Below are 18,342 nucleotides of genomic sequence, written 5' to 3' on the forward strand. Positions count from 1 at the left end.
TCCTTTTTGCCGATTATATCTATAGTTATAGTAAAATGAATGCATTATTAATTAGTCGTATCCATTCATTACTTCCCGCTTTTATTTTCTATTAAACCTCTCTGCGGATAATGATTAACGTAAAGTCATCGCGCAGCTGAAACCCCTGCAGTTTCTCGAGCTGATAAAACACATTTTCCACAAGCTCCTGGGCCGGAAGGTGTTTATATTCACGGATCAGGTTAGTAATTTCCTCACGTTCGATAAACCCGTCATCGGTCCGGCATTCCGTTACTCCATCCGATAAAAAGAACGATAAAGTCCCCGGGCTCTACTTTTTTATGATATTCCAAAAAGCTGCTGTCTCTGCGAATTCCCAGAACAACGCCTTTTGCAGAAAGTTCATCAAAGCTGTCCTCGGCATAATTATAATAAAAACCGGGTTCATGCCCGGCCCCTGAATAATAAAAGTGATGGACACGAGGGTCATAGGATCCGTACATCATTGTAATAAACATATTGGCCGCTACATTCTGCTCTACTACCCGGTTTAAGTTTTCCAGCAGAGCCCCCGGCTGGAGGCGCTGTTCCGGATAACTGTCCATTGCGTATTTAATCATGGACATACAAAGAGCCGCAGGAACGCCCTTTCCGATAATATCGGCAATGGCCATGCCTACGCATCCATTTTCATCTTTTACAAAATGATAATAGTCCCCGCTCATTTTCGAAGCAGGGACACTAAGTACGCCAACATCAAGATCCTGTACGAACGGTATCTCCTTTGGCAGAAAAGTCTGCTGCATACTTGCAGCCACATTAATTTCGTTTTCGAGCTCCCGCTGCTTGTCCCTGAGGCTCTGGTGCTCCCGGTACGCGAGACCATACCCCATCATAACCTCGAGCAGAAATTCAAATGAATCCACTGCTCCTTCCGGCATGTAAGGAAACAGTTCTTCAATTGCTTCTATATGAAGACTCACTACTTCTTCAGGTGAAATTTGATTCTCCAGTACCTTTTTGCTGAACTGCTGGGCATAATATAATCCCTGCTCGTTTTTTTCCTTCAAATAGGTGACAAGAATTTTCCGGTATTGTTCCTGCATAAGACTATATGAATCAGCCAAGTGTTAAATCCTCCTTTACCTGAGCCATTTAACCGTCGTTATAACCGTTCCTTCTCCAACGACAGAATCGATATCAAAATCATCCATTAACCTTTTTACCCCTGGAAGTCCTGCTCCAAGTCCACCGGACGTTGTAAAGCCGTCTTCCATTACCTCACGGATATTTTTAATCCCGGGGCCACGGTCTTTGGCGGTAATTTTAATACCTTTTTTAGCTCCACTGCTATGATACTGTTCGATCGTTTCTATGATGATTTCGCCTTTTTCCGCGTAGAGGTAAATATTTCTGGCCAGTTCAGATATTGCCGTTGTTACACGGGCCTGGTCCACGCTTCCAAATCCTATTTCTTTTGCAAGGTTCCGTCCGGCCTGCCTGGCCGAGACAATGCCCCATTCTGTATGCACTTCAACGCTGGATTGAACACTCATATTCATTCCTCCAGTTCCTGTTGAAGTTTCTCCAGACCTTGTTCCAGGTCCAGAGCGGTAGGGACGTCGTCCAAAATAATACCCATATCTATTAAAGTGATGGCAACCGCCGGCTGAATTCCAGTCATCACTACTCTGGCACCCATAAGATTAGACATTTCTACGACGTCGCCTAGAACTTTTGCTATAAAAGAGTCAATCATTTCTACTGAGGTTAAGTCAATAACTACCCCTGCAGACCCTTCCTGGTGAATCTTATTTAACAGATCCTCCTGAAACTGAAGGGCAGTCTGGTCATCTAAATCTACTTGAACGGATATAAGCAGATACTGCTGAAGCTTCAATATTGGAATTCGCACGTCGGACCCTCCATTCTATAACTACTCTGCTGCACTCGCATATTTTCTATTAAGACTAAACATTAATGATCTGGCGCTTCGTCAGCTCCATACCCGTTTCGATGCCTTTTCGAAGACTGCTCTTTGTTGGAAATTTCCCCAGGTCAATTCCCAGGTTTACTATTGTCTGGGCAATTTCGGGCCTGATTCCTACAAGAATACATTCTGCCCCGACGAGCCGGACAGCTTCCGACGCCTGGATAATATGATGGGCTACCATCGTATCCACGACCGGCACTCCGGTAATATCAATAAGAACAACCTGGGAACGGTGTTCGATAATGCCATCAAGTAAATTCTCCATAATCAGCTTGGCCCGTTCCGTATCAATCGTTCCAATAAGCGGCATGACGCTGATATTATCAAACACCGGGATAAGCGGTGCAGACAGTTCCTTTAAGGCGAGGCGCTGCTGATGCAGCGTTGACTCCCAGGAGCCTGAATATTCATCAACTAGCTGATTGACCATTTCGTCAACCCACTCTTCAATTTCGTAAAATGTTTCGTACATTTTTTTAGAAGGGATCTCACTGCCGGAGCTGATACTTTCGAGCACGACACGACGGAAAGTCTGCATTCCTTTAGTAAAGTAACTTAACGGCCATCCCATGCGAATAAGCTTCTCAGCAAAACTACGTAAAAACGCACGCCCGTCTTCCAACTCTACATCGAATGAATTAAAAATCAGCGTGACAAATTCCTCGTTTGTATCCTGAAAAAGCGTTTTGGGCACCTTTTCTTTAAATACATCATTTCGCACCTGATTCATTTTCTCCGACCAGTTTTCATTAATTTCGTTCCGCTGATTATAAATCATTTCCAAAACGGCTGCATGCATAAGTAATTCCTCCACTTGACCTTTAATTGCTCTTATTTACAAGTTCTTCTGCTGGTATATGAAAAAAGGCTTTTATTTCTTAAAGTACCTGGCTTCTTTAAACAATAAAAAGAGAAGATTGTACGTTTTCTGTTATGATGATTAATTTTTTCATGTACGGGTATAGGTACGGTACGCTCCATAAAGCTTTTATTTCATTTACATATACCTTCTTTTTTTATCACAATTACTGCTATTATTTCATGTCTTCACATCAACCGCAAATATATTGCCGCCTATTGTTGTATAATTTTTATTATACCAGTCCTTACAGTAGATTTGCAGAACAAATTAAAGCTCACCTTCGGACAAAACGGGAGTGCCGCCTGTACATAAATTTATGTACAGGCGGCACTCCCGAATCCAGATGATTAAAATATGAAGTTTAAGGTCTTACAAATTGTGAAAGAATAATATAAGTGCTTATACCCCGCTTACTAAACGTGTATCCATAGAATGTTCGGCTTCCGCTTCTGCAACGAAAGATTCTGAAGCAATGTGCAGGTTGATCTGCGCCATTTCCACATAACCTTTTTGCATCGATTCACGAGCTTTAATCCGCTGAGATTCCCTCAAATAAAGCTCAGTGGCTTGATGAATGAAATCGTCCCGGTTTTCTCTGCCCTGGTCCAAAATGCCGTCCAGTTCACTAAGCAGGTACTCCGGAAGACTCACCTTAATCTGTTTGGTGTTCCTTTGAAACATGTCACACACACCTCCAGCGTAAGACCTCAACTGTGCTCACTTCCTACTCCATATAATAGCATTTGTAGAAGCGGTTTGCAAAACCGTTTTTTTCCAATGCTCCCCGAGCTCCTGCCATTCCGGAAAAAAACTGCTGTTTCAGCCTGATTTTTATTATTTTTTATATCGGCTTCGCATAAAAAAAGTTTAGTTTCCGCCGCTGATATATTTTCTTGGAACACGCTTGCTGATCATACAGGGAATTTCATAGGTAATGGTTCCCAGTCTCTGCGCTGCATCCAGCACGGTAATTTCCTGCCCCTGGTCTTTTCCAATCAACGTTACTTTTGCACCCGTTTCCGCGGGACCGGGGAGACGTATCATCATCTGGTCCATACATACTCTTCCGACAATCGGCGCTTCTTCTCCATTAACGAGTACTACCCCTCCGTTCGTAGAGTGATGCCGGTTCAGCCGTCCGCATAGCCGATCGGCACCGTCCCGATATATTCCTCTTTTTCCGCGGTATAGGTCGCCCCGTAGCTGATGCTTTCCCCCGGGCTGATTTTTTTCACCTGCACCAGCCGGCTGTATAATGAAAAAGCCGGCTGCAGGGGAAAAGGCAGTTCGTCGTTAATGTCCGGAGATGGCGTTAACCCATACATGGATATACCAAACCTGAACATCGTAAAGCAGCGGTTTGGAAATCTCATTCCCGCTGCACTGTTCCCGCAGTGAATATATGGTGGCAGCTTTACGACTTCACCGGCAAGCTCCACAATTTCCTTAAATCGTTCGTGCTGTTTATAAAAATAGGCCGTCTCCTGCTCATCGGCAGTAGCAAAGTGTGTAAAAATTCCTTCCAGGTAAAAAGCCGGCTGGGAGGTTAACGATTCCAGAAAATCGGTTATTTCTGCATTGCTGCGCAGGCCGATCCGCCCCATGCCGGTATCTGTTTTTAAATGAATCGACAGCGCCCGTTCCGGCTTCAGGAAAGACGAAGCCGCCTCCAGCCATTCTTTTTGGAAAACGGTGAGGCTGATATGATGACGTTGTGCGATCTCCGCGTCTTCCGGTCTCGTACGTCCGAGAACAAGAATAGGAAGATCGATTCCTGCCTCACGCAGCTCTAGCGCTTCCTCCAAAAGGGCCGCACCTAAAAATACCGCCCCTCCCTTGATTGCTGCTTCTGCCGCCTCCACGGCTCCGTGGCCGTATCCGTCTGCTTTTACAACAGCCATCACATCCAGCTGGTTCCCCGTGCTTTTCAGCACCTGCTCCACGTTGCTCGTAATGCTTCCCAGATTTACTTCGACCCAGGTATCTCTATAGGATTGCTCTCGAAAAGCCATATTTATCTTCTCCTGCTGTCTTGATATAATTGAACACTTTTAATTGCTTTAGGAATATATGCTGCTAATTTAGATGCACGCAGCGAGTAGTCTGTTTCTTTGTCTTGAACAGCCAGGTCCGCTGCATAGCCGTGCAGAAATACAGCGTTGTTTACCATGTCTGCTGTATTTTCTGCCTGCATCACCTGCCCAAGCAGAATGCCAGTCAGGGTGTCCCCCGAGCCGCCTTTGGCCAGACCCGCATTTCCGGTTGTCAGCACAGCCTGATTCTCATCTGGTGCGGTACAGATCGTATTCGGTCCTTTCAGCACAAGGTGACACTTCATTTCCCTCACATATTTCCTCGATAAAGAAAAACGGTGCTTATTCACCTCTCCCGGAGTTATGCTGCCCAGGTGGCCATTTCTCCAGGGTGGGGCGTTAATACAAGCGGTGCGGTTCTTTCTCTCTGCTCCTGCTCCAGTTCCGGAAGCCAGTGCAGTGCATCGGCATCAAGTATTAATATGCCTGTAGTTTCCACGAGCGCCCGCTTTACTATTTCTTTTGCTTCCTTCAGCCGTCCGAGCCCCGGTCCTACCGCTACAGCGTCATACTGTTCAAATCCGAAATCTTCCTGCACGCTTGCTTCGGCCAGTTCCCCCTCTTTTTCAGGAAGCCTTAAAAAGGTCGTTTCCGGTACGAGAGCAGCCGTTGTATACATAAGCGACTCCGGAACAGCCGTCGTCAGCAGGCCGGCACCGCTCTCAAGGGCAGCCAGGGCTGCAATCGCAGGAGCTCCGGCCATATTTTTTGATCCGCCGATTAACAAGGCGCGGCCATGCCTGCCTTTATGGGCATTTTCCTTTCTTTTGGGAAAAGCTGCCGCAGTTTCTGTCATTCCCCACTCTTCGGCTTCACTTCCGGCTTTCTTCCATACCATTCCGGGCATACCGATAGAAACGGTCTCCTGCCGGCCGTAATGTTCTTTTGCCGGAAATAAATAAGCACTCAATTTAGGACTTTCGAGAATAATGGTCACATCCGCTTTTACAGCAGAGGAGGGTACGTCTTCTTCCCCCGATGGAACGCCGGAAGGCACATCTATGGAGATAACCGGAGTACTGCTCTCTTGCAGCCTTTGTATTGCCTTATCAAAAGGAGGTTTTACTTCTCCTTTGATACCTGTTCCAAGCATAGCGTCAATAATGATATCGTAACCTTCCGCCTGAAAAGCCGAAGCATCAAAAGGCTGCAAAGCGAAGCCTGACTGCTCGTACAGCTTCTGATGGTAAAGAGCCGCCCCCTTCAAACTGTCCGCACTTATAGAAAAGACATCGGTCTGCACGCCGGCATTCTCGAGTGTTCTCGCTATAGTATAGCCGTCACCGCCATTATTGCCTTTGCCTGCCAGTACAGCAGCACGCTGAAGATTTGGATACAGCTCCATTACTTTTGCTGCCGCTGCCCTTCCCGCATTTTCCATTAAGAGTTCTTCTTTCATGCCAACTTCTTCTATTGCCAGCCTGTCCGCTTCACGCATCTGATCCGCTGTGACAATTCTCATATTTTCACGTCCCTACTCTTCTATAATAACCTGGGCAGCCACCCATTCTCTGCTGTGGGAAATACTTACATGAATTTTCGCCTTTGGTGCGTCCGTTACCAGCGCATACAGCACAGGCCTGCCATTCGGCTCGTTGAGTACTTCTATGTCCTGAAATCCATAGGCGCCTGAAATACCTGTTCCGACAGCTTTTACAAAAGCCTCTTTTGCGGCAAAGCGGCCGGCTGCATATTCAACCCGCCGCTGTCCGGTTAAATGCTCAAATATTTCTTTTTCATTTTCTGTAAAAATACGATCTGCCAGCTTATTGTTTTTATCAAGCAGCTGCTCTATTCGTTTTAATTCTATAATATCTATGCCGATTCCGTGAATCATAACGTTTCTCTCCTCTTTGAGCATCACTGGTCGCCTTCAAAAGTTAATTTGTGCTAAAATCAAAAGGAAATACCGCTCTGCAGGCATGCGGCAGAACAAATTATTTTATCAAAAGGGGCGCTCTATGTTTATTCGAAATGAATCATTTTATTCATTCAGGAAAAATTATCCTGTCGTGTTTTCTCTCGTCATTATACATATGATCTTATTTGCCTGGATTAACCTAACCAGCCTTACTAATGGTCTCATTCCATTCGGGGACTTGATCTTTCAGCTTGGCGTTGGATTTAATGCAGCTATCGCTGCCGGCGAATGGTGGAGACTGTTCACTCCTGTTTTCCTGCATCAGGGGCTGACTCACGTGATTCTTAACTCATTTGCCCTTGTGCTTTTTGCCCCGCCGCTTGAGCAGATGCTTGGCAGAGCGAAATTTATCCTTGTATATGTTCTTATGGGACTGCTGGCGAATGTGGCGACTTTCTATTTGGGCGGGCTTTATTACTCCCACCTTGGAGCGTCCGGCGCTGTATTCGGCGTATTTGGCATTTACATGTATCTAATCTGGAAGCGCAAAGATCTGATTGACGCCGCCAGCGCACAGCTCATTCTTATTCTTACGCTGTTCAGCGTCGTTATGACATTTCTATCTCCTAATATTAACGTATACGCACACATTTTTGGGCTTTTTTCCGGCTTTCTGCTGGCCCCTTTCTTTTTGCGGAACGCCACGCCGTTTTTCAGCGTGCAGCATTCCAAAGCCTCACCTGAAGAGCCGGTGTTTAATCCAAACCGCTGGAAGGGGCGGCGCAGATTCCGTGCCCCTATCGGTCAGCGGCTTCCCCGCTTAATTGGTTATGCCTTTGTCGTATTAATTGTTATCGGCCTGCTGGCACGAGCGGCAGAATTTCTCTTTTAAACGAAAAAGTCTTTCTATCCTCTGAAGGGATAGAAAGACTTTTTTTATTCAAAGGTAACAAGGTTTGGTGCTTCCGGTACTTCAAGAGATTCTTCAGGCAGCCAATCGGCACTGCTTTCGGAATTTTCCTTTTCGAATGCGACGGTTTCATATCCGAAGTCCGATGCGGCAAACAAAACAGCATCTGTAAAAATGTTGCTGTTCCAGCTCTCCGGCAGTTCCGAGGATTCCGTGAATGTTACGGTAGCATTAGTTCCTTCTCCTTCAACTCCAGCTACATCGAGGCCTTCCGGCATTGGTGACTGTAAAGCTTCGCTTTCAGGATCAGTTTCCATCTGCTGCAGTGTTTCTTCAAAGGAGAATAACTCTCCCTGCTCATTTGCTGTCGGTTGTCCTGCCCCGGCCCCGCTGACAAGCAGTGTTACATCCTGGTTGGAGGAATAGGCGAAGTATCCACGATTTTCTTCTTGTACTAAATAGCTATCGAGCAGTCCGTAGTTTCCAAACTCGACGCCGGGCTCTCCGTTTTCTGAAAACAGAATTTCCGATACATCCGTATAGCGGAGACTCTCTTCCAAACTGTTTAGAAAACTTTCCCCCTGTGCACTGCTTAAACTCTGCTGGGATTCTTCAAAATCGGCCTGCCAGGCGTTAGAAGCATCATCTGTGCTGCTCCAGCGAATATTCTGCACGACAGAACCGGAAAGGCCGATCTCTTCACCTGCATAATTGCGGTTTAATGCTTCAAAAAAAGCAGGAGCTGATTCAAAGGAACCTTCAATTAAAAAGGTGATTGGAACCGTGATTCCATATTCGGCATCCTGGAGCGGAATCGTAACGGGGACGTTTCCTTCTTCTATCTCACTGGAAGATAGCGCACGCAGGTAGTCGTTTGCGATCCATTCTTCTTCCACCGCTGGAGTTTCATCTCGGCTTTCCGCCGCCTCTGATGTTTCCAGACGAGCCGGCTCATCTGCTTCCGGAGATTCCAGAGCTTCCAGCGTTTCTTCTTCCGTCATTTCTTCCTGCGGTGCCTCTTCTTCTGCTGCTTCATCCGCAGCGTCCTGTCCGCTTTCTTCATTAACAGCGGAATCTGAAGCCGCCTCTTCGTCCGGAGACGAGGATTCCCCTTCTCCATTTTCTGCAGGAGCTTCCTCCTGTGCTTCTTCTGTCTCAGAAGCGGTGCGTTCTTCACTCTGCTCGGTATCTGAAGACATCTGCTGGGACTGCGGGATCATATTAGGAATAATAAGGGCTAAAAGCATAATGGCAAATACTGTGGTGATCCCTGGCACTAACCATTTTCTTCGATTATTCCGAGGGCTCTTTGCTTTTGTTTTTGCCATAACATTGTAATAAATTTCCTGCCTGCTTCGGCTGTCCCGGACTTCCGGCAGCTGTCGAAGCTTGTCTTCAATTGATTTTTGATCGTGTTGCCGCTGCTTCAAGGTTCTACCCTCCTTTGATTCTCTTCTTCGTTTCCGCCCATGAGATCCTGCAGCTTTTTGATTGCCCGGTGCTGGGTGGTTTTCACTTTACTTTCCGACCATCCCAGAACATCTGCCGTTTCTTTTATAGATAGAGAATCTACATACCGGAGCATAAGCACCTGCCGTTGATCGGACGTGCAGTTCTCCATGTACTGATATATTTCCCGGACCTCGTCTTTTGCCGTAAGAATTTCATCCGGCAGCGGAGCGGGGTCTCTTATATCTTCTTTTGAAAGCGGGCCGAGCATGCCTAGCCATTTTCTCTTTTTGCGGTTCTGCTTTCGAATCCAGTCGATTCCGACATGACGTGCAATAGAATAAAGCCATGTTTTTTCGCTGCTTTTGCCTTCAAAGGAGTCAAAGGAATGAAATACTTTAATGTACACTTCCTGGACCAGTTCTTCGGCTGCATCCCGGTCTCGAACCAGATAAAAAAGATATTGATAAAGAGAGTGGTGATAGCTTTCATACAACCGCTCAAATTCATCTTGCATGATTTACACTCCCATACTTAAGTCGTTAGTTGTTTCATTGTGTTACATCATTTTTCATAAAAAGAGCCATATCCATATTACAGTTTGATTACATTATTATATTCTGACACGGGAATGTATATATGGCTACAGTGACACTGCTTAATTCTATGTATTTTTATGTAACTGCTGCTTCTGGAGCCGTATGCCTGTTTCCCGAGTATGATAAAGCTGTATCAGCTTCTATTATTATAATTGTATTTATTATTTACAGCTTTTATATTAGCTGGTAGTGATGAAGACATAGCTCCAATAAATAGCAGCATATAGAAAAATAAGCGTCAGTATAATAAATAAAATTTTTCGGTTAGACCATTTTTTCATCCTGTACACCTTCCTTATGTGACTGTATTATACCACTTTTATTTCCCTGAAAGTGAATCCCCTTTTTCCTGCTCTTTCGCACCAACAAAAAAGCTTACCTCTTATAAGAAGAGATAAGCTTCTTTATTATTCTGTTGTTTCATGCTGGAAATAAGTCTGATCGTAGATGTGTTCAACGTCTTCGTCTGTCATTTGAAAAAACTGTGTTTCCTCTGTGCCCCGGATTTTAGAAATAAATTGGATCATGTTTTGACGCTCTCTTCTTTTCATTTCATTTCCTCCTCTGTTTTAATACAGTTTATTTTGTTAAATGTATTATATAACAGTATAAATTTAATCGTCAATACTTTTTTTAAATTTTTTTATTTTTTATTTAGCGTAACTCTTTTGCTATAACACCGTCTTATGTATTGATACCAAATACTTATATTGAAAGAAGGAATGAAAAAATGAAGAAAATGACATACTTACTAGTTCCATCTGCCCTGTCCCTGCTGATACTTTCGGCTTGCGGAACGAGCAGCGGCTCCGAGTCTGAACAGGCGCCGGCAGATGAAGCGAACTCTACGGAAGAAACGCAGGAAGAAACTGCAGCTGAGGAAACCGAGTCTGCTGAAGAGACGGAAACAACAGAAGAAGAATCTGCTGCGTCAGAAGGAAATGAACCGGATGCCGGTGATTCTGCTGAACCGGCAGAAGAAGAATCAGCTGAAAGCGGCGGAGACGAGTCTTCTGCTAACGAAGCATTGGAAGAAGCGGAAGCTCAAGAAGAAGAGGAGACTACAGAAACAGAAACCTCCACTTCCAATAACGAAGAGTCCCGTGAGGCATCTGATAATAGGTCAGAAGAGGAAACCAGCACTTCTGCCGAGGAGGAAAATACAATGGAAGAAACAGATGAAGTAACGGAAACAGTTACATTATATTTCTCTGATGACCAGCTTATGGAGACATTGACAGAAGAACGCAGCGTGACCGCAGATTCCGAAGAGAATTTACCAGCAGCTGCGCTGCAGGCATGGATTGCAGGCCCGGATTCTGATGGCATGTTTTCTCCAGTAAACCCTGACACAACGGTTCAATCAGTAGAAGGCTCAGGCTCCCAGGCTACTGTATCTTTTTCTTCTGCTTTTGTTGAATCCAACGTCGGTTCAAGCGGTGATGCGGCCATTATGAATCAGATTGCTTCTATCATGAGCCAGTTCGGCTACAGCAGTACACAGATTCTTATTGACGGAGAAGTAAATGAAAGTATTTTCGGTCATGTTGAAACAGGCAGCCCTATTGAAGCTAATTAATACGCAAAACCTCCCCGGGTCAAAAAAATCCGGGGAGGTTCTTTTTTTAAGCGTAGTCATTGATGTGATAAACTTAAGAAAATTCATGCAGGAAAGGGTTTTTACCCGCTATGGCCAATGTTCATACGTTTACCCGAAAAGAGGAAATGGTTAATGCTTCTATTCATGCCATCGGTGTATTGTTCAGCATCGCTGCGCTTGTTATTCTGCTTATTCATGCCGGAACCCCGGCTCCTGTAATAAGCGTCAGCATCTACGGCTCCACGATGCTGTTTTTGTATATGTCTTCCACCCTCGTTCATTTTGTAAAAGAAGGAAAGGCTAAAGACATATTCGAAATATTTGATCACGCGGCCATTTATTTGTTTATCGCAGGTACATATACGCCGCTTCTTTTTCATGCCTTGGACGGCGCCTTAAGCTGGACTTTATTTGGCATCGTCTGGGGTATTGCCGTGCTGGGGGTCATCTTTAAAATATTTTTTGTGAAGCGTTTCTTATTTTTGTCTACCATCTTCTATATCGGCATGGGCTGGATTATAGTTTTTGCCTGGGTCCCGCTCTCTGAAAATCTTCCAGGCGGGGGCCTTAACCTGTTGATTGCAGGTGGTATTCTTTACACGGCCGGATCTGTTTTTTATGTATGGCGCCGTATTCCTTATCACCACGGCATCTGGCATGTTTTTGTCCTCGTTGCATCCTTTCTGCACTTCCTCGCGATCCTGCTGTATGTTCTGCCGTTAATGAACTGAGCTGATCCTAAAAAATTCCCGCTTTCTTATTAAAGAAAGCGGGAATTTCATTATTTAAAATGAGTCTTTGATCAGTACATCCTCTACCGGGAAGCGTTTGGATTTTCGTGCTTCCCCTGTTTTTTTACCGACAGAGATGAGCATAACCGGTACATAGCGGTCTGGTACATTAAACGCTTCGACAAAAGCTGCTTTATCAAATCCGCCCATTGGTACGGTGTCATATCCTTTTTCTTTCGCTGCGAGCATCAGCTGCATGGAAGCAAGAGAAGCGTTAATTAATGCTTCGTCTTTTGCAAAGCCTTCTCTTTCGTATGCTGCATGAATGTTTGCAACGAGCTGCGTCTTAATCTCTTCTGTCATTTTGCCTGCATCTACTGCTTCTGCGTAAACCGCGTCTGCATGAATATTGGCTTCTTTATCTCCAAGTATAGCAATGGTTGCTGAGCTTTCAGCTACCTGCTTCTGATTATAGGCAATCGGGAGAAGCTCCTGCTTCTTCTCATCGGATGTTACGGCAAGAAATTTCCAGTGCTGCAGATTCCAGGAAGACGGTGCCTGAACCGCTGCCTCAATAATATCCTGAAGATCCTGTTCCGGCATATCGGCTTCCGTATCGAATGCACGAATGGACTGCCGTTCTTTCATTAACTCTATTGTTGTCATTTGTCTCAACCTCGCTTTGTTTTTTTGCCATTCATATAGTCTCATGAAGATGATTCTGTTGCAAATAATACGAAATATCTGTACATAAAAAATCCTCCCGGTTTCGGGAGGATTTCCATTTATTTTATTTATCTGGTGACAAACATCTGCGTCCAGTACGTGCCGTACTCGCCGCCTTCTGCATATCCAATACCAATATGCGTGAAGTTTTCATTCATGATGTTCTCACGGTGTCCTTCGGAGTTCATCCATGCGTTCACTACAGCTTCAGGGCTGTCCTGACCGGCAGCGATATTTTCGCCTGCCGCACTGTAGGAAATACCAAAGCTGTTCATCATATCAAACGGGCTTCCGTAATTCGGGCTTTCGTGAGCAAAGTAGCCGGCATCGCGGAGGTCCTCTGATTTTGTATTTGCAACTTCTGCTAAATCACCATAGCTTTGAAGGGGCTGAAGGCCTGCCTGTTCTCTTTCCACGTTTGTCAGTCTTATTACTTCCTGCTCAAATGCAGCCTCTGAATCTGATACTTCGCTGTCAGATGCAGGCTCTGCTTCTGCAGCCTCGGATGGTGCCGCCTCAGAGGACTGATCTGTTGATTCCTCAGCTGCAGCTCCGTCTGTGTCAGGAATCGCAATGCTCTGGTTGACAGAAATCACGTTCTCGTTTGCAATGCTTGGATTCTCTGATAGAACCTCTTCCACTGAAACGCCGTGCTCTTCCGCTATGCCATAGAGGGTATCTCCCTCTTGGACGGAATATGTCTGTGAAGATTGTGCAAAAACGGCAACCGGGAAAATCATAAGTACTGCTAAAGAACCAACAACTTTTTTCAAACGATCCACCTCCTATAAATAGTATCTCACAATGCTTTGACGAGGAAACAGGAAAAACGTTACATTTTTTATCTATTTTCGTATCAATTAGTTTATTTTTGATGTTCCTCATTCAAATCGTTATGAAACAGCCGGTCATTCTTCTTATATGAGAACGCCTTCCTGTCATTATACATGATATCTTCCTGAAATTGTATCTTCATTTTTATTGTGTCTGCCGATTTCATCCTATATGATGAGAAAGGACAGATAAATCAGCTCGTTATATTTTTATAGAAGAAAGGATTACATGCATGAGTACTTGGAAGGACGAAATAGCTTCACGTAAAACATTTGCAATTATTTCCCATCCGGATGCGGGAAAAACAACCCTTACCGAGAAGCTTCTTTATTTTGGAGGGGCCATCCGCGAAGCGGGAACCGTTAAAGGCAAAAAGAACACAAAGCACGCGACAAGTGACTGGATGGAAATTGAAAAACAAAGAGGAATTTCCGTCACCAGTTCGGTAATGGAATTTAGATACCGCGATTATCATATAAATATTCTTGATACGCCCGGACACGAAGATTTCAGTGAGGATACCTACCGGACTCTTACAGCAGCTGACTCAGCTACCATGCTGATTGATGCGGCCAAAGGGGTGGAAGCCCAGACGAAAAAGCTGTTTAAAGTCTGCCGGCTTCGCAGCATCCCTATTTTTACGTTTATCAACAAGCTTGACCGCCAAGGACGCGATCCATTTGAATTAATGGAAGAGATGGAAAACCTTCTGGGCATCCGCTCTTATCCAATGAACTGGCCGATTGGAATGGGAAGAGACTTTCAGGGCATCTATGACCGGATTAATAAAAAGATCGAACTGTTTGATCCCGATAACCCATCCAACATCCAGGTTAAAAATGTATCAGGACCGGATGATCCGGCTCTCGTCGACTTTATTGAGCCTTCTCTTCTTGAACAATTCCAGGAAGAGATGGAACTGCTTGATGTGGCAGGCGATCCTTATGACGAGAAACGTATTCTCTCTGGAGAATTGACTCCTGTATTTTTCGGAAGCGCGATTTCCAACTTTGGCGTGCAGAACTATCTGGAGCATTTTCTAAAGCTTGCTCCGGCTCCAGTGCCCCGTGAAAGTGATAAAGGCCCTGTATCGCCGATGGATGCGGAGTTTTCCGGATTTGTTTTTAAGATTCAGGCGAACATGAATCCGAAGCACCGCGACAGGATTGCTTTTCTGAGAATCACGTCGGGCAAATATACACAGGGAATGAGCGTAAGGCATGTGCGGCTTGAAAAATCCATGCGCCTTGCCCAGCCTACGCAGTTTCTTGCGCAGGACCGTAATATTGTCAAAGAAGCATATGCCGGCGATATTATCGGCCTATTTGATCCCGGCACATTCCGAATCGGTGATACGCTGGCGGAGAGGACCGCATTTTCCTTTGATGAAATGCCGCACTTTTCTCCGGAACACTTCACAGCTATTACCGTCAAGGACGCCATGAAGCATAAATCATTTGAAAAAGGCCTCCAGCAGCTTTCTGAAGAAGGTGCCATTCAGTTGTTCCATACGTACAAACGCTTTCCGGAACTGCAGATTGTCGGCGTTATCGGAGTACTTCAGTTTGAAGTGCTTGAATACCGATTGAAAAATGAGTACCACGCCGATATCAAAATGGAACGCCTGCCGTATTCGATCGCCCGCTGGATTGACGGCCCGGAAAAAGACATGGAGCTGTTCAAGCAGAAGCAGAAGCAGCTTGTAACAGACCGGGATGGACGAATCGTCGCGCTGTTCGATAATGAATTTCAAATGAACATGACAAAAGATAAATACCCATCTCTTTCTTTTTACGAGAACTCGTATTTAAAAAAGATCTGGTAAAAGCAAAAAAGCAGCCGCCATGGCTGCTTTTTTTTCGTTTAGTATCGTTTTAATAAATAACGCAGAGGAATAATGGAGATGAGAATAATCAACAGCGCTGCTGGAGCAGCCTGATGATATATTGCTTCACTTGTTTCCACCCATATCCTTACAGCCAGCGTATCAAAACCCGGCGGGCGAAGCAGAAGGGTCGCCGGAAGCTCTTTAATGGAGCTTACAAATACAAGCGCCCCTCCTGCCAGAACGCCGGGGAGCATAGTAGGCAGAATAACCTTAATCATAACCTTCCACGGCGGATGTCCGAGACTTCTTGCCGCTTCGTCAATTCTTGGCGAGATCAGGCTGAGCGAAGCAGCACTGGACTGCATCGCCTGCGGCAGAAAGCGCACGACAAAAGCGATGGCAACCAGAAACATCGTATTATACAGCCATGGAATGTATTGATTGAATAAAAAAATCAGTCCAAGCGCTACAATCACACCGGGCAGCGCATATCCCGAATAGCTTAATTTATCAATAATGACCGAGAATATACTCGGATAACGGGAGGTTAAATAGACAAGCGGCACCGCCATGATCATGCAGAACAAGGCTGCCAGCCCGGATACTCTGAAACTGTTCCAGGCAAATTCCCAGAAATCCCCGTCCAGCGCGCCTTCTCCTATTCCTATATACGACCAGTAAAGAAGGACGGTAACCGGCAGAAGAACGGAAATAAAAAAGACGATCGATACATACAGCATCGAAAGCAGTTTCCACTTTCCAAGCGGCAGCGTTTCCGGCTCGGCATAGCTGTTGGATGTCTGATAGTACTTCTGTTTTCTTTTCGTTTTAGACTCTGTCCACAAGATAACCAATGTCAGGGCAATAAGCACCACACTCAGGACGGTAGCGGAAATATTATCAAAACTTCCCATCTGATAATAGATCGCCGCCGTAAATGTCGTATAGCGCAGCATCGCTATCGCTCCAAAATCAGACAGCACGTACAATGCAATTAGAATTGCTCCGGCTCCTATAGCCGGACGCAGGAAGGGCATATTCACTTTCCAGAACACCTGTCCTGTCGACATTCCCTGGGAGCGCGCCACTTCTTCGTAACTCCGATTCATTTTTCGCAAAGAAGCACTCGCAATCAAAAAAACATAGGGGTATGTAAACATCGTAAGCACAAAAAATACGCCCCAAAACGAATACATGTTTAACGGATAATCAGCTGTCATAAATTGCATATCACGCCAGAGTCCGGCCGCCCACCCGGTCGGTCCAAATACAATAATGTAAGCCATCGCCCCTACATAAGGAGGAATAACAAGCGGAAGGGCAAGCATCCACTGCCAGTGTTTTTTCCCCGGCAGGTCCGTACGGTTCACAATCCAGGCAAGGGAAACGCCCAGCAGAACAGCAAACAATGTGACCATGGCTGTTAAAGACAACGTATTCCATAACAGCTCAGGGATTCTTGTATCAAGAAGCCGCGCCCAGCTGTCTGCTCCCGCACCGGCCGACTGAAGTACCACATACACCACCGGCACTGCCATCAGCAGGGCAATAAGAGCACAAATAGCAAACAGGAAAAAGCCCGGAGGATTACCATTCCATACGGTCATCCACCAGCCCATACGACTGCCCTGCTGCTTTTTATATTTAAAGGCTGAGAAATGTTTCTTCTCAGCCTTTGCAGCACGTTCTTTTTTTATATCTTCTTTGTTATTCATCAAGACAGCTCCTATACAGCTTAACGCACTTAACGGATTTCCAGATCAAGCCCGGAGTCTTCAATCAGTTCACGAGTATCTTCCCATACTTCACCAAGGTCGCGCAATGGAAGATCGTGGGTTTTATAATCATCAATGCTCGCTGCATCTTCGATTGGCTCAATATCCGGATTGATAGGCACTTCAAGGGAGTCGTAGGAGAATGCCTGCTGGTTTTCTTCTTCGAGCACCCAGTCTAGAAATACGCGGGCATTTTCTTCATTAGGAGCCCCTTCAATCAGACCGACACCAGCCGCATTAACTACCGCTCCCATTTCATCTTCTTCCTGATCCGGATAAACCACTCCAACATTATTATCGGTCGGCTCCTGAAGCTGCTGGTGGTAATAGTAGTTATTAACAAGGCCAAATGCAAATTCGCCAGCCCCTACGCCGCGGCGGATGTCCCCGTGTCCATCAAGAATGGCTGCTGCATTATCCTGCACCCCGCTGATCCATTCCGACGTCTCTTCGTCTCCCCATTCCTGGCGGAGAGCGGAAACATGGCCAATCATTCCTCCGTTGCCTCCACGGGTAATCGCAAATTCTCCTTCGTATTCTTCATCTGTTAGATCTTCGATTTGTTCAGGCATTTCTTCTTCGGTAATCATGTCTTTGTTGTACATAAGTACACGGGTTCTGGCAGATAGCGCAAACCATGAGTTATCTTCTGCCCTGTATATTTCATCAATACTATCTATGTTCTCTGGTTCTGCTTCCTGTAGAAACCCTTCCAGTCTTAAGTGTTCCAGCGCACCAACATCATTTGAAATAAAAATATCCGACTGAACGTTGTTCTCTTCTCCTTTGATACGGTTGACTGCATTATCATCAAGAGCGAGCATATTCACTTCCACTCCGGTATCCTCTGTGAACTTATCGAGAAGCGGTCCAACGAAATCTTCATTTCTTGATGTGTAGACGGTGAGTTCTCCATCTGCTTCTTCCACCGATCCTTCGCCGCTGCCTGCTTCTTCCTCTGTTTCTTCTTCCTGGCCGCATGCCGCCATAACAAGTGCCATTGAAGCTGCCGATGACAAAAATAGTGCTTTCTTGAACTTTTTCATTTTATTATACCCCCTATTTAATTGAAAGTGATTCTCATTCCCACTTCCAGTGTAAG

At 45.4% G+C, this 18,342-nt stretch carries 18 protein-coding genes and 2 pseudogenes; 4 read left to right on the plus strand and 16 right to left on the minus strand.

The genetic code is table 11. From position 1 onward, the window contains the following. Positions 1–91 precede the first annotated feature (91 nt). The 9 genes and pseudogenes from MMY81_RS00295 to acpS form a co-directional block, all read right to left on the minus strand. Positions 92–1,085 (minus strand): annotated as a pseudogene (locus MMY81_RS00295) (PP2C family protein-serine/threonine phosphatase). A gap of 36 nt (positions 1,086–1,121) precedes the next feature. Continuing rightward, positions 1,122–1,535: an anti-sigma regulatory factor gene (locus MMY81_RS00300; protein WP_252311158.1), complete on the minus strand. Its 414-nt coding sequence runs from the start codon at positions 1,533–1,535 to the stop codon at positions 1,122–1,124. 2 nt (positions 1,536–1,537) lie between these two features. Then, complete coding sequence (locus tag MMY81_RS00305; protein WP_120192689.1) at positions 1,538–1,894, minus strand: STAS domain-containing protein; 357 nt, start codon at positions 1,892–1,894, stop codon at positions 1,538–1,540. 55 nt (positions 1,895–1,949) lie between these two features. Further along, the gene (locus MMY81_RS00310) at positions 1,950–2,771 is read right to left on the minus strand and encodes an STAS domain-containing protein (RefSeq protein ID WP_252311159.1); all 822 of its coding nucleotides are present in this window, start codon (positions 2,769–2,771) and stop codon (positions 1,950–1,952) included. A 462-nt stretch (positions 2,772–3,233) separates the two neighbouring features. Then, entirely contained in the window at positions 3,234–3,515 is a 282-nt protein-coding gene (locus MMY81_RS00315; protein ID WP_252311160.1) for an antitoxin, read from the minus strand. A gap of 186 nt (positions 3,516–3,701) precedes the next feature. Continuing rightward, positions 3,702–4,846, minus strand: a pseudogene (gene alr, locus MMY81_RS00320) (alanine racemase). 2 nt (positions 4,847–4,848) lie between these two features. Further along, positions 4,849–5,217, minus strand: coding sequence for an ADP-dependent NAD(P)H-hydrate dehydratase (locus MMY81_RS00325; RefSeq protein WP_252311161.1), 369 nt, complete (start codon positions 5,215–5,217; stop codon positions 4,849–4,851). A gap of 11 nt (positions 5,218–5,228) precedes the next feature. After that, entirely contained in the window at positions 5,229–6,389 is a 1,161-nt protein-coding gene (locus MMY81_RS00330) for an NAD(P)H-hydrate epimerase (RefSeq protein ID WP_252311162.1), read from the minus strand. Positions 6,390–6,401: 12 nt separating this feature from the next. Then, the gene (gene acpS, locus MMY81_RS00335; protein WP_252311163.1) at positions 6,402–6,764 is read right to left on the minus strand and encodes a holo-ACP synthase; all 363 of its coding nucleotides are present in this window, start codon (positions 6,762–6,764) and stop codon (positions 6,402–6,404) included. Between the two features lie 124 nt (positions 6,765–6,888). Between acpS and MMY81_RS00340 the strand changes: the two genes are divergently transcribed. Further along, positions 6,889–7,680, plus strand: a complete 792-nt coding sequence (locus tag MMY81_RS00340; RefSeq protein ID WP_252311164.1) for a rhomboid family intramembrane serine protease — start codon at positions 6,889–6,891, stop codon at positions 7,678–7,680. 44 nt (positions 7,681–7,724) lie between these two features. Here MMY81_RS00340 and MMY81_RS00345 read toward each other — a convergent pair whose 3' ends face one another. From MMY81_RS00345 to MMY81_RS00355, 3 genes are all read right to left on the minus strand, one after another. Then, positions 7,725–9,128, minus strand: coding sequence for a hypothetical protein (locus MMY81_RS00345; RefSeq protein ID WP_252311165.1), 1,404 nt, complete (start codon positions 9,126–9,128; stop codon positions 7,725–7,727). Beyond that, a complete protein-coding gene (locus tag MMY81_RS00350) occupies positions 9,125–9,664 on the minus strand; it encodes an RNA polymerase sigma factor SigX (protein WP_252311166.1) in 540 nt (179 codons plus the stop codon). Before MMY81_RS00350 ends, MMY81_RS00345 begins: the two co-directional genes overlap by 4 nt. 489 nt (positions 9,665–10,153) lie before the next feature. Then, complete coding sequence (locus MMY81_RS00355) at positions 10,154–10,297, minus strand: BH0509 family protein (RefSeq protein WP_252311167.1); 144 nt, start codon at positions 10,295–10,297, stop codon at positions 10,154–10,156. A 179-nt stretch (positions 10,298–10,476) separates the two neighbouring features. Between MMY81_RS00355 and MMY81_RS00360 the strand changes: the two genes are divergently transcribed. After that, positions 10,477–11,325, plus strand: coding sequence for a GerMN domain-containing protein (locus tag MMY81_RS00360; RefSeq protein WP_252311168.1), 849 nt, complete (start codon positions 10,477–10,479; stop codon positions 11,323–11,325). 110 nt (positions 11,326–11,435) lie between these two features. Beyond that, a complete protein-coding gene (trhA, locus tag MMY81_RS00365) occupies positions 11,436–12,077 on the plus strand; it encodes a PAQR family membrane homeostasis protein TrhA (protein WP_252311169.1) in 642 nt (213 codons plus the stop codon). Between the two features lie 54 nt (positions 12,078–12,131). On the opposite strand, the gene MMY81_RS00370 is transcribed toward trhA, so the two are convergent. Beyond that, entirely contained in the window at positions 12,132–12,743 is a 612-nt protein-coding gene (locus MMY81_RS00370; protein ID WP_252311170.1) for a nitroreductase family protein, read from the minus strand. A 128-nt stretch (positions 12,744–12,871) separates the two neighbouring features. Beyond that, positions 12,872–13,585 carry a CAP domain-containing protein gene (locus tag MMY81_RS00375; protein ID WP_374560906.1) on the minus strand — a complete coding sequence of 238 codons (714 nt, stop codon included), beginning with the start codon at positions 13,583–13,585 and terminating at the stop codon, positions 12,872–12,874. 284 nt (positions 13,586–13,869) lie between these two features. Here MMY81_RS00375 and MMY81_RS00380 point away from each other — a divergent pair, with 284 nt between their 5' ends. Continuing rightward, a complete protein-coding gene (locus tag MMY81_RS00380; RefSeq protein WP_252311172.1) occupies positions 13,870–15,462 on the plus strand; it encodes a peptide chain release factor 3 in 1,593 nt (530 codons plus the stop codon). A 38-nt stretch (positions 15,463–15,500) separates the two neighbouring features. Here MMY81_RS00380 and MMY81_RS00385 read toward each other — a convergent pair whose 3' ends face one another. Both MMY81_RS00385 and MMY81_RS00390 read right to left on the minus strand, forming a co-directional pair. Further along, positions 15,501–17,180: an ABC transporter permease gene (locus MMY81_RS00385; RefSeq protein ID WP_252311173.1), complete on the minus strand. Its 1,680-nt coding sequence runs from the start codon at positions 17,178–17,180 to the stop codon at positions 15,501–15,503. Between the two features lie 29 nt (positions 17,181–17,209). Then, positions 17,210–18,286: an extracellular solute-binding protein gene (locus MMY81_RS00390; RefSeq protein WP_252311174.1), complete on the minus strand. Its 1,077-nt coding sequence runs from the start codon at positions 18,284–18,286 to the stop codon at positions 17,210–17,212. Positions 18,287–18,342 lie beyond the last annotated feature (56 nt).

This window comes from Sinobaca sp. H24, from assembly GCF_023845525.1.